This window comes from Cellvibrio sp. PSBB006, assembly GCF_002162135.1.
GTDB lineage: Bacteria > Pseudomonadota > Gammaproteobacteria > Pseudomonadales > Cellvibrionaceae > Cellvibrio.
In genome coordinates this window covers 4,216,957-4,235,923 of record NZ_CP021382.1, presented here as the reverse complement: position 1 = coordinate 4,235,923, position 18,967 = coordinate 4,216,957, and the positions used below count along the sequence as shown (strand labels likewise).

Genomic DNA, 18,967 nt, shown 5'->3' with positions numbered 1-18,967 from the left:
CACATTCACCACATCAATCAAAGCGAACAAAATTCTTGTCGAGTTCGTCATTGCTCAAGGATGCTTTGTTGGGGGTATTGCCAGATCGGCTTGACTCCTGGGTGTATTCCCTACGAGGAGAAAAATTCTGGTAACTGCCACCCTTGTTATCCCCGGAGAGGCGGAAATAAGTCATGGACTCCTGCAACCGCAACGCCTGCGCACTCATTTCTTCAGCCGTCGAGCTCAACTCTTCCGATGCGGCTGCGTTTTGCTGCATGGTTTGGCTGACCTGGCCGATTGCGCCATTGATTTGATTTACGCCCGATGTTTGCTCGGAAGATGCGGCTGCAATTTCCTGCACCAGATCTGCTGTCTTACGAATGGACGGCACCATTTCCTGTAACAGATTACCGGCCAGGTCAGCGCGCTTGACACTTTCCGTCGCCAGGGCACCAATTTCCTGAGCCGCGACCTGACTGCGCTCAGCCAATTTACGCACTTCCGATGCGACGACGGCAAAACCGCGCCCGTGTTCGCCGGCACGTCCGGCTTCGATAGCGGCGTTCAATGCGAGCAAATTGGTTTGGTAGGCGATGTCATCAATCACGCTGATGCGCTCGGCAATTTTTTGCATCGCATCAACGGTTGCCGACACCGCTTCACCACCACTGACCGCATCTTTTGCAGCTTTTTGGGCAATCCCATCCGTGACGCTGGCGTTCTCGTTATTCTGTGCGATGGAGGCTGACATTTCCTCCATGGATGCAGAGGTTTCTTCCACACTGGCAGCTTGCACCGACGCGCCTTTTGCCAGCGATTGTGCCGTTGCATTGACTTCTTCCGACGCAGAAGACAGTGCATCTGCCGAGCTACGTACCTCGGCAATAATTTGTGATAGCTGTTGCCGCATTTGTGCGATGGTAGCGAGCAATGATGCCTTATCGTTATGTTTTAACTGAATGTCGACCGCCAGGTTACCCTGCGCCACTTCGCTGACAACGTCAGCGGTATAGGCCGGCTCGCCACCCAGCATGCGGAACAGATCGTAAAAAATCAGGACCATGATAGTGAGGATAATCAACAGAGCCACAACAATAATGATGATCATCTCTCTCAGAGCTTCGCTGTAAAGTGATTCAACATGGCTGTCTGTTTCCTTGATAAAGGTGGCAAAATTTTCAGCCATTGTTTCTGCCAACTCCAGCATATGCTGACTGGCTGCACGGTCCATCCCGGCCACCAGGTTGTCCACTTTTTTACCCGCTTCCGGGTCGGCATGATCAAACGACTTTAAGGCTTCACGATAGTTAGCCCCCATTTCGCGATGATCATTAAGCAATACCTCAAAGTCAGCGTACTCGTGATTGTCTTCTTTCTGTCGACGAATACCGCTTTGCAGATATTCCTGTACCGCTTTTTCCTGTTCAGCGAAACTCTGGTAATAGCGGTCATACAAAGCCTCATCGTTGCCGCGCAGGAGAATGTTTTTCCATTCCTGTACTTGCATGCGAAAGCTGACGCTGGCTTTTTCAACATCTGCCAACGCGTCTGAGCGCCGTTGAATTTTTATCAGGCTGTCATCCACAATCGCGTTGTAAGCTTGCATCTGCGTGATAGCGGCTAAACCCAGCCCAAGTAGACCTGCGACGATCAGCGCACTCAGTACGATGATCTTCAGTTTCAATGAAAGGTTGCGTAACATATTTTTCTCCCTACCGTTTAACCGCTACTGTAATTGTGCTTCAACCAGATGAGCCAACTCCCGGATAGAGAGCGTGTTATCGGCATTCAACAGCACAATAAATTGTTCACCTTGCTTGGCGATGCCCAGAATAAATTCCGCGCGAATATTTGCACCGAATGACGGCGCTTCTTCAATACTGGTTTCATCCAGCTCAATCACTTCACTGACCGCATCGGCGAGCAGACCCAGTACGTGGTTCTGTTCCTGACTGGTCAACTCAACCACAATGATGCAAGTCCGCCGCTGTACGCTGATGGGTTTTCTGCCAAGGCGTACCGCAAGATCAATCACCGGCACAACGTCGCCGCGCAAATTAATGACCCCGCGCAGGAAGTTGGGCATTAATGGAATTTCAGTAATACCACCGTACTCAATAATTTCACGCGTCTGCGACAGCTCCAGACCATAGTTTTCATGACCAATCCGAAAGGTGAGGAATTGTTTGGCTACAATGCCCGGACTGCTTTTTTTTTGCCTGAGTAAATCATTCATCATTAAACTCCTGAATATCCTTTGCTGCGGCTCGATTTACAGGTTGCCCGCAGGGCCGAGCGAGAGGACATTGTTACGTCGATGCTCCACATTCACGGCAAAACCGATCAGCTGCGGCACGTCCAGAATCAGTGCTACCGCCCCGGTGCCCAACAAACTGGAACCACCAATACCTTTCAAGGCATGAAAGATCGGTCCCATAGGTTTTACCACGGTTTGAATTTCACCATGCAGATCGTCCACCACAATGCCCGCACGGTTTTCACCGAACTGGACCACCACCAATTTTTCGCGCACGTCATTTTTTCTTGCTAAGTGAAATAATTCCTGCAAGCGAATATAAGGTACCTGCTCACCGCGCAAGTTGACGCAATGCTGGCCTTCAACCTGGGGGAGTGACGGCAAATCAACACACTCAAGGATAGTATTTTGCGGCACGATAAAATCGATTCCACCGGCATCAACATGAAAGCCATCGATGATAGCCAGCGTCAACGGCAGACGTATGGTGAACCGGGTACCGATTCCCAATTCGCTGTCTATTTCAATTCCGCCTTGCAAGGCTTCGATATTGCGTTTGACAACATCCATACCCACGCCGCGACCGGACAAGTTAGTCACCTGCTCCGCCGTCGATAAACCGGGGTGAAAGATCAGCTGATAAAGTTCCTGGGTGGTGAAGGTGTCCGCTTCTTCAATGACGCCATTGGCAATCGCTTTTTTTCGAATTTTTTCCAGATCCAATCCGCCACCATCATCAGCAATGCGAATGACAATATTGCCGGCGTCATGATAGGCCGACAGGGAAATAACACCGGCTTCGGGTTTGTTACGCTCGCGTCGCACGGCAATAGGTTCTATGCCATGGTCCATGGCATTACGGACAATATGCGTCAAGGGATCGGTAAGTTTCTCGACCATGGAGCGATCCAACTCAGTCTCAGCACCGCTGATATCAAGCTGAATGTCTTTTCCCAACTCCTTGGCGGTATCGCGCACGACACGCTTGAAGCGTTGAAAGGTGTCGCCGATCGGCACCATGCGCAGTGTCAAAGCCGCATCGCGAATCTGCTCGGTAAAATTGCCCATGGAATTAACAGCTTCGATCAAACTGCTGTTGCCCAGTTTCCCGGCCAGCAAATCGACGCGCTGGCGATTGATAACCAACTCACCGATCAAGTTGATCAAATGATCCAGGCGCTCGGCATCCACGCGAATAAATTTATTTTCCTGGCTGCCGGCTTTTTCGGCATTTTTTTTCTGTTTATCCAACGCGGCGTTGACCAGTGCGGGCGCTACCGCCTGGTCGCGCACTAAAATATCACCCAATAACGCGACCGGCTCCAATTCCTTGGCTTGTTGTTTTTGGGTCGATAAAGCCTGTTCCAATTCCTGATACGTCACCGCGTGACTCTTCACCAGAATTTCACCGAGACGATGGGTATTCTCCGGCAGACTTTTGATCAGATTAATGTAGGCATCAGTATGACTGCGCGGCGGAATTATCTGAATCCTGGAGTCTTCGCGCACAAACATAAATGCATCTTCAATCGCACCTTGGTCTGCATCGCTGTACAAGGTGATTTCAAAACCCAGATACAGGGTTTCCGGATCAAAGGCCTCCAATGGCGGCAGGTTATCCGTCAGGGTGGTGATATGCGTGATGTCGCCCAAGGTGCGCAGATAACGCAGGATTGATAGCGGGTCCATTCCGTTGCGCAACAAATCCGGACCCAGGCGCACAGAAATATGCCAGGCACTTTTATCAAATGTCGGTGTTGCTTCGGCGGCATTTCCCGGTAATGCGGTTGCGGCTGGTTTTTGTTTTATGCTGTCATCCAACCAGGGCTCAAGCGCCGCCAATAATTCCTTACCTTTGGCCAGGCACGTTGCGTCAGTGTCGCGCTGATTCATCACATCATCCACCAATGTGGCAATGTGATCGCGACAGGGCAGCAGCGCGCTCAATAACGCGCTATTGATTTCAACCTTGCCGTCGCGGACACGATCCAGCACATTCTCAAGAATATGCGTAAAACTGACGATGTTATCCAGGCCGAATAAACCAGCAGAACCTTTAATAGTATGGGCGGCACGAAATACGGCGTTTAATGTTTCGGCGTCCGTATTACCTTCTTCCATGCTCAACAGGCCGGACTCCATAGCCTGTAGCAGTTCCTCTGCTTCGGCAAAAAATGTTTGTAGAGCTCCATCGAGATTCATGGCCGGGGTCCATTGGTCAGTCGGCTAGGCCGACAGGTTATACATCAAAGGCAAAGTAGCCATTCAGGTCGAGCGCCTGGAAAATCTGCTCGACGTCGTCATTCATTCGCGCGATATAAACAACCACGGAACGTTCCGCCAGTGTCTTCTGCAGCAACAATAAAATCTGTAACCCGGCGGTATCTATTTCAGTAACGGCGTATAAATCCAGAACCACTTTTGCGGGAAAATTTTCGTGGTCGGTGAAGAGATCGTGTTTAAGTTGTGCGGCGTTATAAATTGTCATTTCACCGATCAGCTTGATCAGCGTATGATCTTTATTTTTTTTGCGGCTGATATTCATGATCAGATCAACATAGAAACGGCTTGCAGCATTTGTTCCGGCTTGAAGGGTTTAACCACCCAGGCTTTGGCACCTGCCGCCTGACCTTCCTTTTTCTTTTCGTCAGAACCTTCTGTTGTCAACATAATCACCGGCGTAAATTTGTAATTAGCTTTTTGCTTCATTTCTTTTACAAAACTGATCCCATCCATATTTGGCATATTGACGTCGGAGATGACCAGGTTAACTTTTTGTCCATCCAGTTTCGTTAAAGCATCTTTTCCGTCTACGGCTTCGATAACGCTGTAACCGGCACTTTTCAAGGTGATGCTGACCACCTGACGGATACTGGCAGAATCATCGACAACCAGGATCGTTTTAGACATGTATAACTCCTAGAAAAAAGTAATTTGTGATTCTTCGGGTTTCTTGACGTTGGCTTGTCCCTGGTGGACAGCAACCTGTTCGAGGGTGGTATATGACTTGCGCACATCGTTAAGCCAGGCGTTGACATCAATGGCCTGGATATTGTCACCGCGCGCCAGGCTGGCCTGCTGTTCGCGGAGCATGCTGACAAACTTTTCCATATCTGCCGTAACGTGACTCAGAATCTGATTGACCCGATCCTGGAATTGCAGGTTAACCATGACTTCTTCCACATTATGCTGAACGACGGCGCTCTCTTCTTCCAGCGCGCGGGCCGAATCCATAATGCGTTCACCGGAATGGCGGAATTGATTTAATACTTCCTGAACGGCACTTTCGGACTGCGCCAAACGTGCATCATCCTGCTTGGCAAATTCAGCGGTTCGATCAAGGGTTTTTTGCAGCGTAGCGTTCGCTTGTTCGATGCGTTTGCCAATACGCGAACCGGTTTCGCCGGAGCGACTTGATAAGGTGCGCACTTCGTCGGCAACGACGGCAAAACCGCGACCGTATTCACCGGCACGAGCGGCTTCGATGGCGGCATTCAGGGCGAGTAGATTTGTCTGCGATGCAATACCTGCCACCTCGGAACCCATGCTGCGCAACTCATCGGTAATTTTTGAAAGTTCGGTGATTTCGCGCAGCAGTTCGTCGCGATGTTGAATAGCCTTGCTCAAGGTTTGCAGCATTTGCCCCAGTTCACTATCCGCAAACTGAATCACACCACCCAAGCCACCACTCCCCTGCATATCTCCAGCCGTCGCGCGCGATGCACCTACAGCATTTTGCAGGCGCTCGTGAATGCTGGAAAAACGATTTACCAGTTCATTAACACTCTCTTCCAGTTGATGTGTCGCCAGCTCAGTCTGGCGACGCCAGAGCGGCAACAATTCCTGTAGTAATTGCTGGTAATTATTGTTAACCAGGGTCAACCGGCTGATGTGTTCACGCTCGGATTGTTGTACCACCAGTTGCTGTTCCAGATGCTGCCGAACCTGCACATGCTTGCGTACCTGGATAATGCCAACCACCAGCAATGCAACAGCAACCAGACTCGCCAACCAGCGCCACAATTGAGATTCAAGTGCAGCAAAAGCAACAACAATAGCCAGGAAAGCCAACAGAAGCTGCACACCGACAGCAATCAACAAGAAGTTTTTGGAGTCAGCATCAGCGGACCCAAAGGAGGTTTTGTTGCGGGAAAAATCCGAATCCATACCCAGGCTACTCAGTCCAACACACGTAATATGCTGTGCTGCGTGCAGCACCTTGGCCCCAGCGTATTTCAGGGGTTCTTAACTTATAGACGTGGTTTAAATAAGTGTCAAAGATGTGGCGGTGAAATACTGGTTGTGCAGGAATCTGGTGCGAATAAACGAATCAGGTAAAACAAATCCCGGTTGCACAAGGCAACCGGGATGCAAAACATCAACCGGTATTGCGCATGCCCGCCGCAATACCCGCCATGGTCACTTTCAACGCCCGTTCCAGGTCGGGGCTGATGGCATCACTGCTGCGGTAACGCTTCAGCAACTCGGCCTGCAAGTAGTTCAAGGGATCAACATAAGGTTTGCGCACGCTGAGCGATTGCCGCAACAGGGGTTCGTCGCTGAGTAAATCCTTTTGTTGCTTGATGCGATTCATCAACACTTCCAGCGCAGCCAGGTCAGCGCGCAACTGTTGACCCAAACCGTGATATTCCGCCGGCACCAACTGCTGTTCGTAGTAGGCGCAAATCGGGCCGTCCGCTTTACCGATGACCATCTCCAGCAAGTCGAGGAAACTGGAGAAGAACGGCCAGTTGCTGACCATGTCAGCCAGTATGGTCGGGTGGTCGTTCAGCGCATATTCGAGCGCCTGACGAGTACCTAACCACGCGGGAAGATTCAAGCGCACTTGCGTCCAGGCGAAAACCCAGGGAATAGCGCGCAGACTTTCCACACCCCCGGTCGCCTTACGTTTGGCAGGACGGCTGCCCAATGCGAGCAAGCCCAATTCCTGTTCCGGCGTCAGGCTGCGGAAGTAAGGCACAAAGTGCGGATGGCCGCGCACCACACTGCGGTAGGCTTCGAGGCTCTGGAAGGCCATGCGCTCGATCATGTCACGCCACTCTTGCGCTGGTGCCGCATGGGGCGACAAGGTCGAGCGCAAGGTTGCCGCCACATAAATGGACAGATTATTGAATGCCTGACGTGGCAATCCGAACTTGTAACGGATCATCTCGCCCTGTTCAGTCACGCGGATTTTGCCTTTGACCGAACCCGGTGGTTGGGATGCCATGGCTTTTTCTACCGGGCCGCCGCCACGGCCGATGGTGCCGCCACGGCCATGGAACAACACCAGTTTGGTTTCGTATTTTTCAGCCAGGGCGACCAGTTTTTCCTGGGCTTTGTATTGCGCCCAGGTCGCCGACAATTTACCGGCATCCTTGGCAGAGTCGGAGTAACCGATCATGACGGTTTGCTTGTTGCCGCAATATTCACGGTACCAGGGCAATTGCCAGAGTTGCTCCATTACGACCGGCGCACGATCCAGGTCGTCGAGGGTTTCAAACAAGGGCACGATGGGCATGGCCCACTGCATGCCACATTCTTTTAGTAACAAGGCCACCACCAACACATCCGATGGCTGCTGTGCCATGGAGATCACGTAGTGAGACAGGATCTCTTCCGGCTCATTGGCCACCACACGGCAGGTGGCAAGCACTTCGGCCGTTTCGTCGCTCATCGGCCATTTGGCTGGCAATAGCGGGCGCTTGCTGGTCAGTTGCTCCAACAGGAAAGTCTGACGCTGCTCTTCAGACCATTCGCGATAGCTGCCCAGGTCCAGGTACTGTGTGAGTTCATCGATGGCTTTTACGTGGCGCTCGCCATCCTGACGAATATCCAGCGGCACCAGGTTAATACCAAAGGCATGGATGCGGCGGATGGTGTCCATCACCGGCCCATTGGCGATGTGCGGCAAGCCCACATCTTTCAGTGAGCGGTAGCAAAGCAATAAAGGTTCGAGCAAGTCGTTGCGGCTGACGATCAGATCCGCTGGCGCCTCCACCGAACGGCCTTGAAAGCGGGCCTGCGCCCATTCACCAGTGGCGAGGATGCGCTTGCGCAGGTCAGCCATCAGGTCGCGGTAGGGGGTTACGCTGTCGGGGTAACGGCTGCGCAGCTCGTCATTGGCTTCGTACATGCTCAGGTCGCCGCCCAGACTCTGGGTGTCGCGCGCGTACAGTTCTGCGGCCATGGAACGGCCCAGCAGCAGGACTTCGCGGGTAACCTTGTGCGTGACGTTGGGGTTGCCGTCGCGGTCGCCGCCCATCCAGGAGTAAAAGCGGAACGGCTGCAAGTCGATGGGCAGACATTGATCCAGGTGACGACAGCAGAGGCGATCCAGGTGACGAATAAAATCCGGCAGCGCCTGCCATAAACTGTTTTCAATCACCGCGAAGCCCCACTTGGCTTCATCGATCGCCGTGGGGCGCTCGGTACGGATTTCGTCAGTGCTCCAGATCTCTTCCACCAGCCGGTGCAGACGGCCGCGCAACTTATCCTGCTCAAAAGTCAGCAGGTTGCCGCGCTGACGGTCAGCCAGAGTGTTAACGATCTGGTCGTATTTACGGATAAGGGTACGGCGGGTAACTTCGGTAGGGTGAGCGGTGAGTACCAATTCAATGCGCAGGTCACGGATAACATCGGCCAGGCGATCTTTGCCGTGGCTGGCGGAAAACTCCAGGAGCATGGCCTTGAGGCCGTCCTCGCGTTCGGATTCCGCGCTGGAGAAATACTCCAGGTCAGCGATATTGGCGAGGTTCAGGAACTGGTTAAAACCGCGCACAATCGGCAGGATATCTTTATCGTCCAATTCGCCCAGCATGGTCACCAACGGAGCAGAATCACCGTTTTGCGCACTGTTAATCGCCTTGCCCAATTGGCGGATGCTCTCTACCTTGGCAAAGACTTCCGGCCCTTCGTGGTCATGAATGGTTTCGCCCAGTAATTCGCCCAACAGGCGCACATTCTCGCGCAGGGTTTCTGGCAGCTTTGACATCGGGTCCCCCCAAGTGAATCTATGTGAAACAACAGCCGACCGCTTTTTAGCGACGCAATGAGGCGGCTATTCTACGTCATGAAGGTAGAAATGTGACCCGGCAGGCTCGAATAAAAACCGCCAGCGGTTCAGGCGGGGGAGGTTTTGAACTGAACCGCAACCGGTATTGATCATCGCAGCAGGAAGGTGGGGTCCACCACCGCCTGGTCGCGAGTGACTTCAAAATGGAGGTGATCCGTGCGCGGTGTTGCGCCCACACTGGCAAAGGGTTGGCCAGCACGGATCTGGTCGCCTTTGCGCACCCAGACTTCATCTAGGCGGGCGTAGGCAGACACAAAACCGCCGGCGTGTTTAATGCGCACCAGCTTGCCAACATAAGCTGGCAGCGTTGTCACACTGATAACCCGACCATCGACAAACGCCACCACGGGCGCACTGCCACCGAGGGGTTGCAGGTCAATACCGCTATGATATTGATCGCGATGAGGCATGAAGCATCCCATCGGCCTGAGTATGTCGACACCACTGATCAACACACCATCAGGCAGAGGCGACACCGGTTGAAGATGCACCAGCGCCGCGCGCGCCTGCTGCATCTCAGTGATGTGCGCGGGCGTCTGGTTTATACCGCCAAAGACTGTGCTCACGCCAGTCAGCCCCAACAGCGTCAATGCGATTGGCAACCAGCTTTTGCGTTTGCCCGGCAACTGCACCAATGACCGGATACGCACATGGATATCGCGTGACAGGAACCCGGCAACCGGTGCAGCAACCAGCGCCGGCTGCCGAAAATATTCCACAACCCTGAGCAGGGCATGGCCGTAATCACGGGGTGGGATGCGGCATTGGTTAACGGCCATATGATCGCAACACATCTCGCGAGACTCCGACAACTGGCGATCGGCATAGCGAATCAACGGATTGAAAAAAAATATCGCGCCGAAAATATGTTGCAAAAGAATATACAGATCATCGCGTCGCTTGATGTGTGCCAACTCATGGGCAAGTACTACCATCAAGGTGCTGCGATCCAGCTGGTTGAGCATGGTTTGCGGTAAAAATATTACCGGACGCCAAAAACCTATGGTGAAAGGCGCGGGGTATTCATCCGAAGAGACCAGCCGAACATTTCTCGTCAAGCCGTAGGCTGCTCGCTGGGCCAGCAATAAAGATTGCAGGTCAGTCGTCGTCAGCGTGCAGGCACGGTGTATCAAACGAACAAATTCCCAGCGCTTAAGCGCAAGGCGCAGCAATAGAAAACTGGCTATGGCAAACCACAATAGAAACAATGTGACCTTGGTATTAAAGAAAGGCGCAAAAGGCAGGATGGTGTTTCCCAGTCGCTCAATCGGCAAGGCCGCACAGGGATCACTTAAGCTGAAATCCTGCAAGCCCATATGGGCGAGCCACCCCTGGGGCAGAGACGGCATTAACGGTGCTGAAGCGGGAATCAGCCACACCAGATACAACAGCCAGATAAATGCCATCCGGTGCGGATGCAGACGAAAGGTTCTGGCAATCAACAACACCAACAACAAACCGGCTGCGGAAAATAAAATAAATCGTTGCGCAACTGACAACACCAGAAAACTGTAATCAACCAGCAGATAACCCAGGTATTCAGGCACGATTTATTCCCCGATAAAAAGGAAGCATTATTCCTTGCGGGATTTTTCATCCTCAGCCAAGAGCGCTCGCAGCTCGGCAATTTCTTCATCATTGTAGGTCTTGCGTTTTGCAAACAGATTAACCACTTCAGCGGGCTCCAGTTCAAATACCTTGTCGGCAATAAAGCGCACCCAATGGGCCAGCCCCGCTGCACGTCCGATAGCCGGACGATACACATTCACACCGTGCATTGCTTCGCGGTGCAACATGTTTTTGCTCACCAGACGATCCAGTACTGTCTTGGTTGTGGTGTAAGCCCAATCGTTATCCAGGCGCTCATGAATCTCACGCACGGAAAGCGGTTGCTTCTTCCATAACACATGCAGCAAGGAAAACTCCGCTTTGGATAATTCAGGTAACTTGGTATTTGCCACACATCCTCCGACGTCTTACCGCACTCAAAAGCGACAGATTACGAGCCGTGTATGACATTTTTGTAACAAGTTAGTGACAACTCAATGAATCTTCTACAAAAGCATTTACGTGTTACTTGTTAATAAAATTACTACAAAATAGTAACTCACTTGTCACATTTTTCTTCTAGGTTGTAGCCCAACATTGAGTCAGGTTATTCCTTGAGGATTATTGGTAATGTGTTCAGTTTTCTATCAGAAAAAAATTTTCAACCGCAATTTATTAGCGCTGTGTTGTGCCAGCTTACCCACGCTCGCTGCAGCACAAACTATTCAGGCACCGACGCTGGAAGAGATGTTGGTGACTGGTACGCCCATCAAGGACAGCCAGGCCGAATCCATCCTGCGTCAGCGCAATGCCACGAATGTGGTGAACGTTATCGCCGCCGATGACATAGGTCGCTTCCCCGATCAAACCGCTGCGGCGGCGCTGGCCCGTTTACCGGCTGTGGCCGTGCAACGCGACCAGGGGCAAGAACGTTATATCCAGGTGCGCGGCGCACCCGCGCGCTGGACCAGCGTGGCCTTTGATGGCATCAATGTATTAGGTGCAGAAGAGCGCATCTTCCGCTTTGATTCAGTGCCGGCGGCGGTGATGAACTCCGTTGAAATCAGCAAAACCCTCACGCCGGACATGCCCGCCGAAGCACTCGCCGGACGCGTGGATATCCAAACCTATTCACCTTTATCCAAAGCCGGCTTCAGCGCGGATCTTGACTTGGGTTTAGGCACGATGGAATTGGGCGATGGCGATCAGGAACGTTACGCCGCACGCCTGGCCTGGGGTGGTGAGACCTTTGGTGCGGTAGTGGCGGTGTCGAGCTTTTCCATGGAGCAGGTCACTGACAACAATGAAATGGACTACAACGAAAATAATGCGCCGACGCTGTTTGATTTTCGCAGCTATCAATTAACACGCGAAACCAATTCCGCTATGGCGAAGTTTGAATTCAAACCGAGCGAAGATCATCTTTATACTTTCTCATCGCTGTACACCGAATTCCTCGATCACGAATTGCGCAACATGTATCAACTGCATCTGGAAGATGCAATCTCCGGCACTCGCGGCACTGACAGTGGTGAGCTGGTCGGCGTACCGGTACAGGGTTGGTTGCAGGATGGTGATTATGAAAACTCCACCTTCACCAACACCCTCGGTGGCGATCATCAGTTGACCCATTGGAAAATTGATTGGCGATTAAATTACACCAAGACTGAATCATCCACCGAGCTGCCGATTATTCTCAGCAGCCAGACAGATCCATTGCAATTTCATTCGCTCAGCTACGACACGAGCGATCGCAATTTACCGCGCGTGCAATTGTACTCCACCATCGAAGACGCAACGGCAGGTTACACCCGTGGCGCCGCCACGGATATGCTTAACCAAACCGGTTTCGGTTTTGATGGCCTGGTGAATTACCTGATGAAATCGGAAACTGAATCCTACACCGCTAAAGTGGATGTAAGCCGCGACTGGCAAGTGGGCAACACCGATATGAACATTAAATTCGGTGTGCAATACGATGACCGCGAAGCGAATTCACCCGGCAGCAGCTCGGCCTTCGTTGCCGTCGGCCCCATGGCGCAAGCCATAGGTGCAGAATGGACACCTGCCGAATTTGTTACCGACAATGCCTGGGACACAAATTTTTCGCGCGGCTTTACCGCCACCTATGTCGACAACGGCGGTCTGCGCCGACAGCTCGACAACGCCATGGATGATTTGATTGCTGCCGATCTGGTTGATCCCGCTGATTTTTTTCCGCCCGAAACCCGCTACACCATCACCGAAGAAGTCACCAGTGCTTACGCTATGAATACCTGGACCTGGGATAAGCAACAATTATTGCTCGGCGTGCGCCTCGAACACGTGGCATTGGTGAGCAATGGATTTATTAACCAGGGTGTCGATGAAACCAGCGGTGATGCCATGATTGTGCCAGCCAGTGTCGATAGCAGTGAAACCGAATTTTTCCCCAGCATCCACTGGAACATGGACCTGCGTAATGATGTGAAATTACGCCTCGCCGCCGTCACCGGCACCAGTCGACCCAACTTTACGCAAATGCGCGCCGGCGCCAATGTCAGTGATGCGGGCCAAACGGTGTCCGGTGGTAACCCGGAAGTAAAAGCGGAAATGGCCCAAGGTTTTGATGCATCGCTGGAGTGGTATTTCACCGAAGCCGCATTGGCTTCCATCAGCACCTTCTATCGCGATGTCGATGATGTGTTGTTCGATTCAGTGACCACGGTTGAGGATGATCGTTTTGACAGCCCGGATTTTGATCGCACCGGTTATGACTATGCCACCACACTGAACGGCAGCGACGGAAAATTATCCGGCGTGGAGCTGGCCTATCTGCACCAATGGGATTTTTTGCCCACGGCCCTGCAAGGTTTCGGTATGCAAACCAACGTGGCATTTCTGGATGGCGAATTCACTACCCCCGATGGCCGCACCACTGCATTCCCCGGCACCTCGGATCAAGTCATCAACGCCTCATTGTTTTATGAAAATTTCGGTTGGTCGGTGCGCCTGAATTGGCAGTGGCGCGACGCCTGGCTGGACGATATCTCACCGGATTCCAGCGGCGATTATTATTGGCAGGAAACTGAACGCCTGGATTTATCGGTGCGTTACCAGCTTACCGAAACCATTGGCTTTTACTTCGATGCTAATAACCTGACTGACGAAATGGGTGTGCGCTACCAGGGCACCACCGAACGCCCCGTTGAAGTGGAAGGTTTTGGCAGCCGTTATCTTGTCGGCGTACGCGCCAGTTTCTAAGGAAAAAAAATGATGAAAAATATTATTCAGAGTTACAAAACTATCGCGCTGTCATCGCTGCTTTTTATCAGCGCCTGCAACTCACCCCTGGAGCAGACGCAGCAACAGACACAACAACAGCCGGCGTCACTGAGTGAGTTGACACTGGTTGCGCAGGAACAACCTTTTCTTCAGGATTCGTTATTAGTCTCCTGGTCATTTGCTGAAGGCAACACCCCGGTAGATATTTTTATCGCAGATGCGCCGGATGCCAGTGCTAAAAAATTAATCGCACGCGGTATAACCGGCAACAGTTATTTGTTAGCACGCGATACAGACCAACGCCAATATGTATTTGTGCAACCGCAACAGGGCGAAGGCCATTGGGTCGGCGAGCGAGTATTGCCCTTGCAAGGCGGATTTAACTTTCGCGACCTCGGTGGTTACGCCACCACTGACGGCAAGCACGTGAAGTGGGGCAAGATTTATCGCAGCGGCACCATGGTGGATTTGACCACTGACGATTACGCCTACCTTGGTAAACTTAACCTGAGCGTGATGTGTGATTTTCGTTCTCGCGAAGAACTGCAACACGAACCGACTGCCTGGCAATCCTTCGCACCACAAGCTAAATATCTGGTAGTGGATTATTCCATGCGCGATTTGATTTCCGCCGAGGGCGCCCTGCGTTTTGATCAGGTAAAAACAACGGCGGACGCGCAAGCCATGTTCAAGGAATTTTATCGCCAGGGCCCATACCGCTTTAAAGGACAGTTAAGTGAAATGTTCGACGACCTCGCCGCCGGCAAAGCGCCCTTGGCCTTTAATTGTTCCGCAGGAAAAGACCGCACCGGCATGGCCGCTGCATTGATTCTTACCGCCCTGGATGTGCCGCGCAACGTCGTGGTAGAGGACTATGCCCTCACTGAAAAAGTGGCAGACTTCGGTGCGCGGGAGCAAATGCGCAACGCGCGCAACAAACCCAACATCAGTGATGACAAACAAGCCCCCCACGCTGGTATAGCTGCCATGCCGGTTGAAGCCCGCCAGGTATTTATGGGCTCGGACCCGATGTTTATTGAGGCCATGTTTGCCGAACTGGAAAAAAATCACGGCTCCGCGATGAATTTTATTCGCGAAGAACTGGCAGTGAGTGAAACAGAATTGCAGCGCTTGCGTGAGTTGTATGTAACGAATTAATCCGTGTTGAAAAGTGGTGTCGGATTACGCCTGTGGCTAATCCGACCTACGCCATATCCTACTGATACTACCGCTTATAGATTACAGATCGTTCTTTTTATGACGCTTAAAATGCTCAATGGCTTTTTCAGAAAAATATACCTTGCTACTCACCAGACCCAAGCCGTGTCCTTCAGATTTCAAAATAGTGACAGGAATAGTTAATTTTTTCTTCTCTACCATTTTTTTAAACGCTTCAGGCTGATCCTTGGGGATGATGGTATCCAACTCTCCGTGAAAAACTAATAAAGGCACCTTAATTTCTTCCATTCGATGAAGCGGAGATAGAGATTTAATGTGGTCTTTACCTTTCGTTTTTAAGCCGATGACGTCACTCCAGAACTCATAGGCAAACCAATGATCTTCTTTCTTGTGATACTTAAGCTGGGCGACCAGATCAAGAGGGGCAGAATAGGATACTGCAGCACTGTACAGATCAGGATATTTGAGCGCACTCATAATGGCTGCATAACCGCCATAACTAAAACCAAGGATATAAACTTGACCTGGGTCTATTGTTCCTTGCGCTATTAAAGCACGCGCACCATCTGCCATATCACTTAACATCAGGTTCGCGATTTCATGCTTTCCAGAAACCAGATGCGTTTTCCCCAACCCCACCGACCCCCGATAATTGGGTTCAATTACCGCGAAGCCACGACTTGAGAAATACTGCACGAAACCATCATATGTATATTCGCTCCGTACAAAAGGCCCGCCGTGAGGCAGCACAATGAGCGGAAGCTTGCCTTTTTTATCTTTTTCCGGAAGGGTTAGATAAGACCGAATAACAGTACCGTCTTGTGCTGGATAGGTATAAATTTCTTTATCAGCTAATGCATACTGATCAAGATCAGTGGAAAAGTGACTTTGCAGGATAAAGCGATTGGACTCAGGTTCAAATATGATGATCTTGCCTCTGGATCTTGCACTCCAACTATACACAAGAAGTCGGTCAGCATTTTCACTCCAATCAAAGATCTCGTTAATGCGCCCCACATATTGCGCATCCAGACGCCGCTGGTACTCCTTAAATCGCTCATCAAACCAGATTGTTTTAGGTTTGTCCGCTTGGTAGGAAATGCCGACAAGCTTCTTTTCCTTGTGGAAAAACATGAGGTCTACATGTTCATTAACAGTTCCTACATCATAAATTTCATCATTGGCAATGACGTCATGTTGATTGGTAACATAGTTATATTTTACTAATCTGAACCGATCCCCGGTAACATTCTCCGACAGGTAGATAACATCCTTCTCATAACCAAAGCCGTTAACAATCACCTGCCTGGCCAGATAAGATTTGGCGTCATAACTGAGATCATATACCTGATTGGCAATATCGATACTGGCAAGCATAGGCTTGTCATTCTTGCTAGTAGTGAGTTTGTAAAATTCACGAACCTCTTTTTTAACTTTCTCAGCCAATAAAACATTGCCATTTCTATCGGTATAAAGGCGACCAGCCTTGAGTTCCCTGGCCACATATAGATCTTCTTTGTCTCCCGTAAAGACATTAATACGATGAATGTTGGCGTAACCATTTTTATCATATGAAGAAACCAGTATTTCGTCAGGATTGTCGGCCAGTGAATCCATTAGCGACCAATAACGAAAATTGTTAACCAAAGATCTATAACTATTTATATTCTCGGGCTCGTAGAGATGACTGATAAGAACTCGAAGATCGGTTCCATCAAGATTGACTGAATTGATGGCGCCATTAACGCCAAAGATCAGCCGACGGTTACTAATCCATGTGAGATTGCTTGGCGATTTATAGCTAATAGCGAAGTTGTGGATGACCTCCAGCTTTTCAAGATCCGTTATTGTCAGCGTGTACGCATTAGTTGTTTCATTGAAAAATGCTAGATATTTTCCATCAGGTGATAAACGAAAATTTCTTTCATTAATAGGGGTAAAAAAATCCTCTGCCAGAATAGCTGCCGGATCTCTTTTTTCTTTCGCTATTTTTGTTGGTGTTTCAGCGTTTGTCGCATTTGCAAAAAGGAGTACAACGGCCAAGCAAAATCGTCCCAGCATAATCATCTATCCCGCAATAATGTTAATCTCAAATAACAGTATTAAATAATGACTGTCAGAATATCCGCCATCTACTGTTCGTAAAATCAGCTATCTTTAATTAGCCGCTCAGTACAGCTGTCCCGGAGAACGCCCTATGCACCAGCTTAAAAATAATTGCCTTTGATGACAATAATTTAATAATTCAAGTTTTGGGAGCAAACATAATAATTGCCATCCCCGTTAACGCGACCATTGACCCCACCACATCCCACACGCCGGGGCGAATGCCATCTACGCCCCACAGCCAGAGAATGGCGACAAAGATATAGACTCCCCCGTAAGCAGCATATACACGACCTGCTGCTGTGGGATGCAAGGACAATAACCAGGCAAATAATCCCAGGGAAACCGCCGCCGGTAATAACAGCCAGATGCTTTTGCCCTGCTTCAACCACAAATACGGCAAGTAGCACCCGACAATTTCAGCAATGGCCGTCAGCACAAACAAACCAAACGTCTTCAATATATCCACAATCACCCATCCATCCGTTCAATCAATCAATCAATCAAAAAATATTCTTCAGTTTTCCCTAAAACCCCAACGGATACACCAACAACACAAAGTGCAAACTATTCACCGCCATATGCGTCAACACCGCGGATTCAACGCGCCCACCTTGCCGATAAACCCAGGCGTATGCCACACCCGCTGCCGCGATCACCGTGAACGGCCGCCACAATTCCACACTCACCGGTACCACATGAGCCAAGGCAAATAGCAGGCCCACCACTAACAAAATCCACCAGGCTTTACCAAACCGCTGCTCCAATGGCTGTTGAAAAAATGTGCGGAAAAATGCTTCTTCCGGCAGTACGGTAAACAGGGTATTAAAAAGAATAAACAACGGTGTCCACCACAGGTATTTCACATCCACCGCGAGCCCCAATAACCAGGCAACCAGTATCACGATAACGGCTGGCGGCAACCACTGTTGCCAACGCAAAGCCAGGCGCCCTACCGCAGACCATGATGGGCAACGCGATGCGAGCCAACCGAGCACCAACAAACCGGCGATGGGTTTGGCCAGGCCGATGCGCAAACCGTATGGCGTTGCTCCGTTCCCGATCAACATCGGTTCAATCAAGGTGACGCGCGCAAACCCAGGCAGTACCCCTAATCCCATAGCAAACAGATAAACCGCCAATGGAATCATTACCCAGGGCGCGTGCCGCTGCGCCCAATAACAACCCGCCACGCCTATGCTTATCCACACCAATGCCAGGGGTGTTAATAAGTGCGCGGGCAAAGCCAGAAGCACGGTAAAGATCAGCAGCCAGAACCACAGTGGCTGGCGATAAAAACGCCAGGGCGACCAGACCGCGATAAAAGACAATGCCATGCATACGCAGGCGAGGTAGGTAAACCAGATAGACATGCCGGAGAGTCCTTGTCGGTGTGCAGAAAGTCAGCAGAATGATCAAGTAAAGGTCGCTGTTGATCAAGTCATCAACAGTGATTATCCACAGAAGCTGTGCATAAAGTTGTGTATGAACTTTTGGTAACTGCATCACAGTGAGTGCTGGTGCGGGTTTGCTTCAGGTGTTTAATTGCTGGACAG

13 protein-coding genes and 1 pseudogene are annotated in these 18,967 nt (G+C 50.9%); 2 read left to right on the top strand and 12 right to left on the bottom strand.

Going from position 1 to position 18,967, the window contains the following annotated elements; all coding sequences use genetic code 11:
• Nucleotides 1-13 precede the first annotated feature (13 nt).
• From CBR65_RS17575 to CBR65_RS17535, 9 genes and pseudogenes are all read right to left on the bottom strand, one after another.
• The gene (locus CBR65_RS17575) at nt 14-1,684 is read right to left on the bottom strand and encodes a methyl-accepting chemotaxis protein (RefSeq protein ID WP_087468063.1); all 1,671 of its coding nucleotides are present in this window, start codon (nt 1,682-1,684) and stop codon (nt 14-16) included.
• A gap of 24 nt (nt 1,685-1,708) precedes the next feature.
• A complete protein-coding gene (locus CBR65_RS17570) occupies nt 1,709-2,221 on the bottom strand; it encodes a chemotaxis protein CheW (RefSeq protein WP_232461242.1) in 513 nt (170 codons plus the stop codon).
• A gap of 33 nt (nt 2,222-2,254) precedes the next feature.
• The gene (locus CBR65_RS17565) at nt 2,255-4,441 is read right to left on the bottom strand and encodes a chemotaxis protein CheA (protein ID WP_087468061.1); all 2,187 of its coding nucleotides are present in this window, start codon (nt 4,439-4,441) and stop codon (nt 2,255-2,257) included.
• A gap of 37 nt (nt 4,442-4,478) precedes the next feature.
• On the bottom strand, nt 4,479-4,784 hold the full coding sequence (locus tag CBR65_RS17560; RefSeq protein ID WP_087468060.1) for an STAS domain-containing protein: 306 nt from the start codon (nt 4,782-4,784) through the stop codon (nt 4,479-4,481).
• Between the two features lie 2 nt (nt 4,785-4,786).
• Nucleotides 4,787-5,149 (bottom strand): response regulator, encoded by a 363-nt coding sequence (locus tag CBR65_RS17555; RefSeq protein ID WP_087468059.1) that lies wholly within the window; start codon nt 5,147-5,149, stop codon nt 4,787-4,789.
• Nucleotides 5,150-5,488: 339 nt separating this feature from the next.
• A pseudogene (locus CBR65_RS22745) lies at nt 5,489-5,785 on the bottom strand (methyl-accepting chemotaxis protein); the annotation flags it as partial.
• An 832-nt stretch (nt 5,786-6,617) separates the two neighbouring features.
• Nucleotides 6,618-9,233: a phosphoenolpyruvate carboxylase gene (gene ppc, locus CBR65_RS17545; RefSeq protein WP_087468057.1), complete on the bottom strand. Its 2,616-nt coding sequence runs from the start codon at nt 9,231-9,233 to the stop codon at nt 6,618-6,620.
• A gap of 170 nt (nt 9,234-9,403) precedes the next feature.
• Nucleotides 9,404-10,861, bottom strand: coding sequence for a M56 family metallopeptidase (locus CBR65_RS17540; protein ID WP_087468056.1), 1,458 nt, complete (start codon nt 10,859-10,861; stop codon nt 9,404-9,406).
• 27 nt (nt 10,862-10,888) lie between these two features.
• A complete protein-coding gene (locus CBR65_RS17535; protein WP_087468055.1) occupies nt 10,889-11,275 on the bottom strand; it encodes a BlaI/MecI/CopY family transcriptional regulator in 387 nt (128 codons plus the stop codon).
• A 217-nt stretch (nt 11,276-11,492) separates the two neighbouring features.
• On the opposite strand from CBR65_RS17535, the gene CBR65_RS17530 reads away from it, so the two are divergent.
• Both CBR65_RS17530 and CBR65_RS17525 read left to right on the top strand, forming a co-directional pair.
• Entirely contained in the window at nt 11,493-14,105 is a 2,613-nt protein-coding gene (locus CBR65_RS17530; protein ID WP_087468054.1) for a TonB-dependent receptor, read from the top strand.
• A 9-nt stretch (nt 14,106-14,114) separates the two neighbouring features.
• Nucleotides 14,115-15,284 carry a tyrosine-protein phosphatase gene (locus tag CBR65_RS17525; RefSeq protein WP_087468053.1) on the top strand — a complete coding sequence of 390 codons (1,170 nt, stop codon included), beginning with the start codon at nt 14,115-14,117 and terminating at the stop codon, nt 15,282-15,284.
• Between the two features lie 81 nt (nt 15,285-15,365).
• Here CBR65_RS17525 and CBR65_RS17520 read toward each other — a convergent pair whose 3' ends face one another.
• The 3 genes from CBR65_RS17520 to CBR65_RS17510 all read right to left on the bottom strand — a co-directional run bounded on the left by CBR65_RS17520 (nt 15,366) and on the right by CBR65_RS17510 (nt 18,784).
• Complete coding sequence (locus CBR65_RS17520; RefSeq protein WP_157672134.1) at nt 15,366-17,366, bottom strand: S9 family peptidase; 2,001 nt, start codon at nt 17,364-17,366, stop codon at nt 15,366-15,368.
• 184 nt (nt 17,367-17,550) lie between these two features.
• A complete protein-coding gene (locus CBR65_RS17515; protein WP_087469143.1) occupies nt 17,551-17,880 on the bottom strand; it encodes a YnfA family protein in 330 nt (109 codons plus the stop codon).
• 58 nt (nt 17,881-17,938) lie between these two features.
• Nucleotides 17,939-18,784, bottom strand: a complete 846-nt coding sequence (locus CBR65_RS17510) for a CPBP family intramembrane glutamic endopeptidase (RefSeq protein WP_087468051.1) — start codon at nt 18,782-18,784, stop codon at nt 17,939-17,941.
• Between the last annotated feature and the right edge of the window lie 183 nt (nt 18,785-18,967).

Excerpts from the sequence above, each read along its gene's own strand:
- CBR65_RS17560 (WP_087468060.1), bottom strand. The coding sequence starts at position 4,784 with ATGAATATCAGCCGCAAAAAAAATAAAGATCATACGCTGATCAAGCTG.
- CBR65_RS17525 (WP_087468053.1), top strand. The coding sequence starts at position 14,115 with ATGATGAAAAATATTATTCAGAGTTACAAAACTATCGCGCTGTCATCG.
- CBR65_RS17570 (WP_232461242.1), bottom strand. The coding sequence starts at position 2,221 with ATGATGAATGATTTACTCAGGCAAAAAAAAAGCAGTCCGGGCATTGTA.
- CBR65_RS17565 (WP_087468061.1), bottom strand. The coding sequence starts at position 4,441 with ATGAATCTCGATGGAGCTCTACAAACATTTTTTGCCGAAGCAGAGGAA.
- CBR65_RS17575 (WP_087468063.1), bottom strand. The coding sequence starts at position 1,684 with ATGTTACGCAACCTTTCATTGAAACTGAAGATCATCGTACTGAGTGCG.
- CBR65_RS17520 (WP_157672134.1), bottom strand. The coding sequence starts at position 17,366 with ATGCTGGGACGATTTTGCTTGGCCGTTGTACTCCTTTTTGCAAATGCG.
- CBR65_RS17530 (WP_087468054.1), top strand. The coding sequence starts at position 11,493 with ATGTGTTCAGTTTTCTATCAGAAAAAAATTTTCAACCGCAATTTATTA.
- CBR65_RS17510 (WP_087468051.1), bottom strand. The coding sequence starts at position 18,784 with ATGTCTATCTGGTTTACCTACCTCGCCTGCGTATGCATGGCATTGTCT.
- CBR65_RS17555 (WP_087468059.1), bottom strand. The coding sequence starts at position 5,149 with ATGTCTAAAACGATCCTGGTTGTCGATGATTCTGCCAGTATCCGTCAG.
- ppc (WP_087468057.1), bottom strand. The coding sequence starts at position 9,233 with ATGTCAAAGCTGCCAGAAACCCTGCGCGAGAATGTGCGCCTGTTGGGC.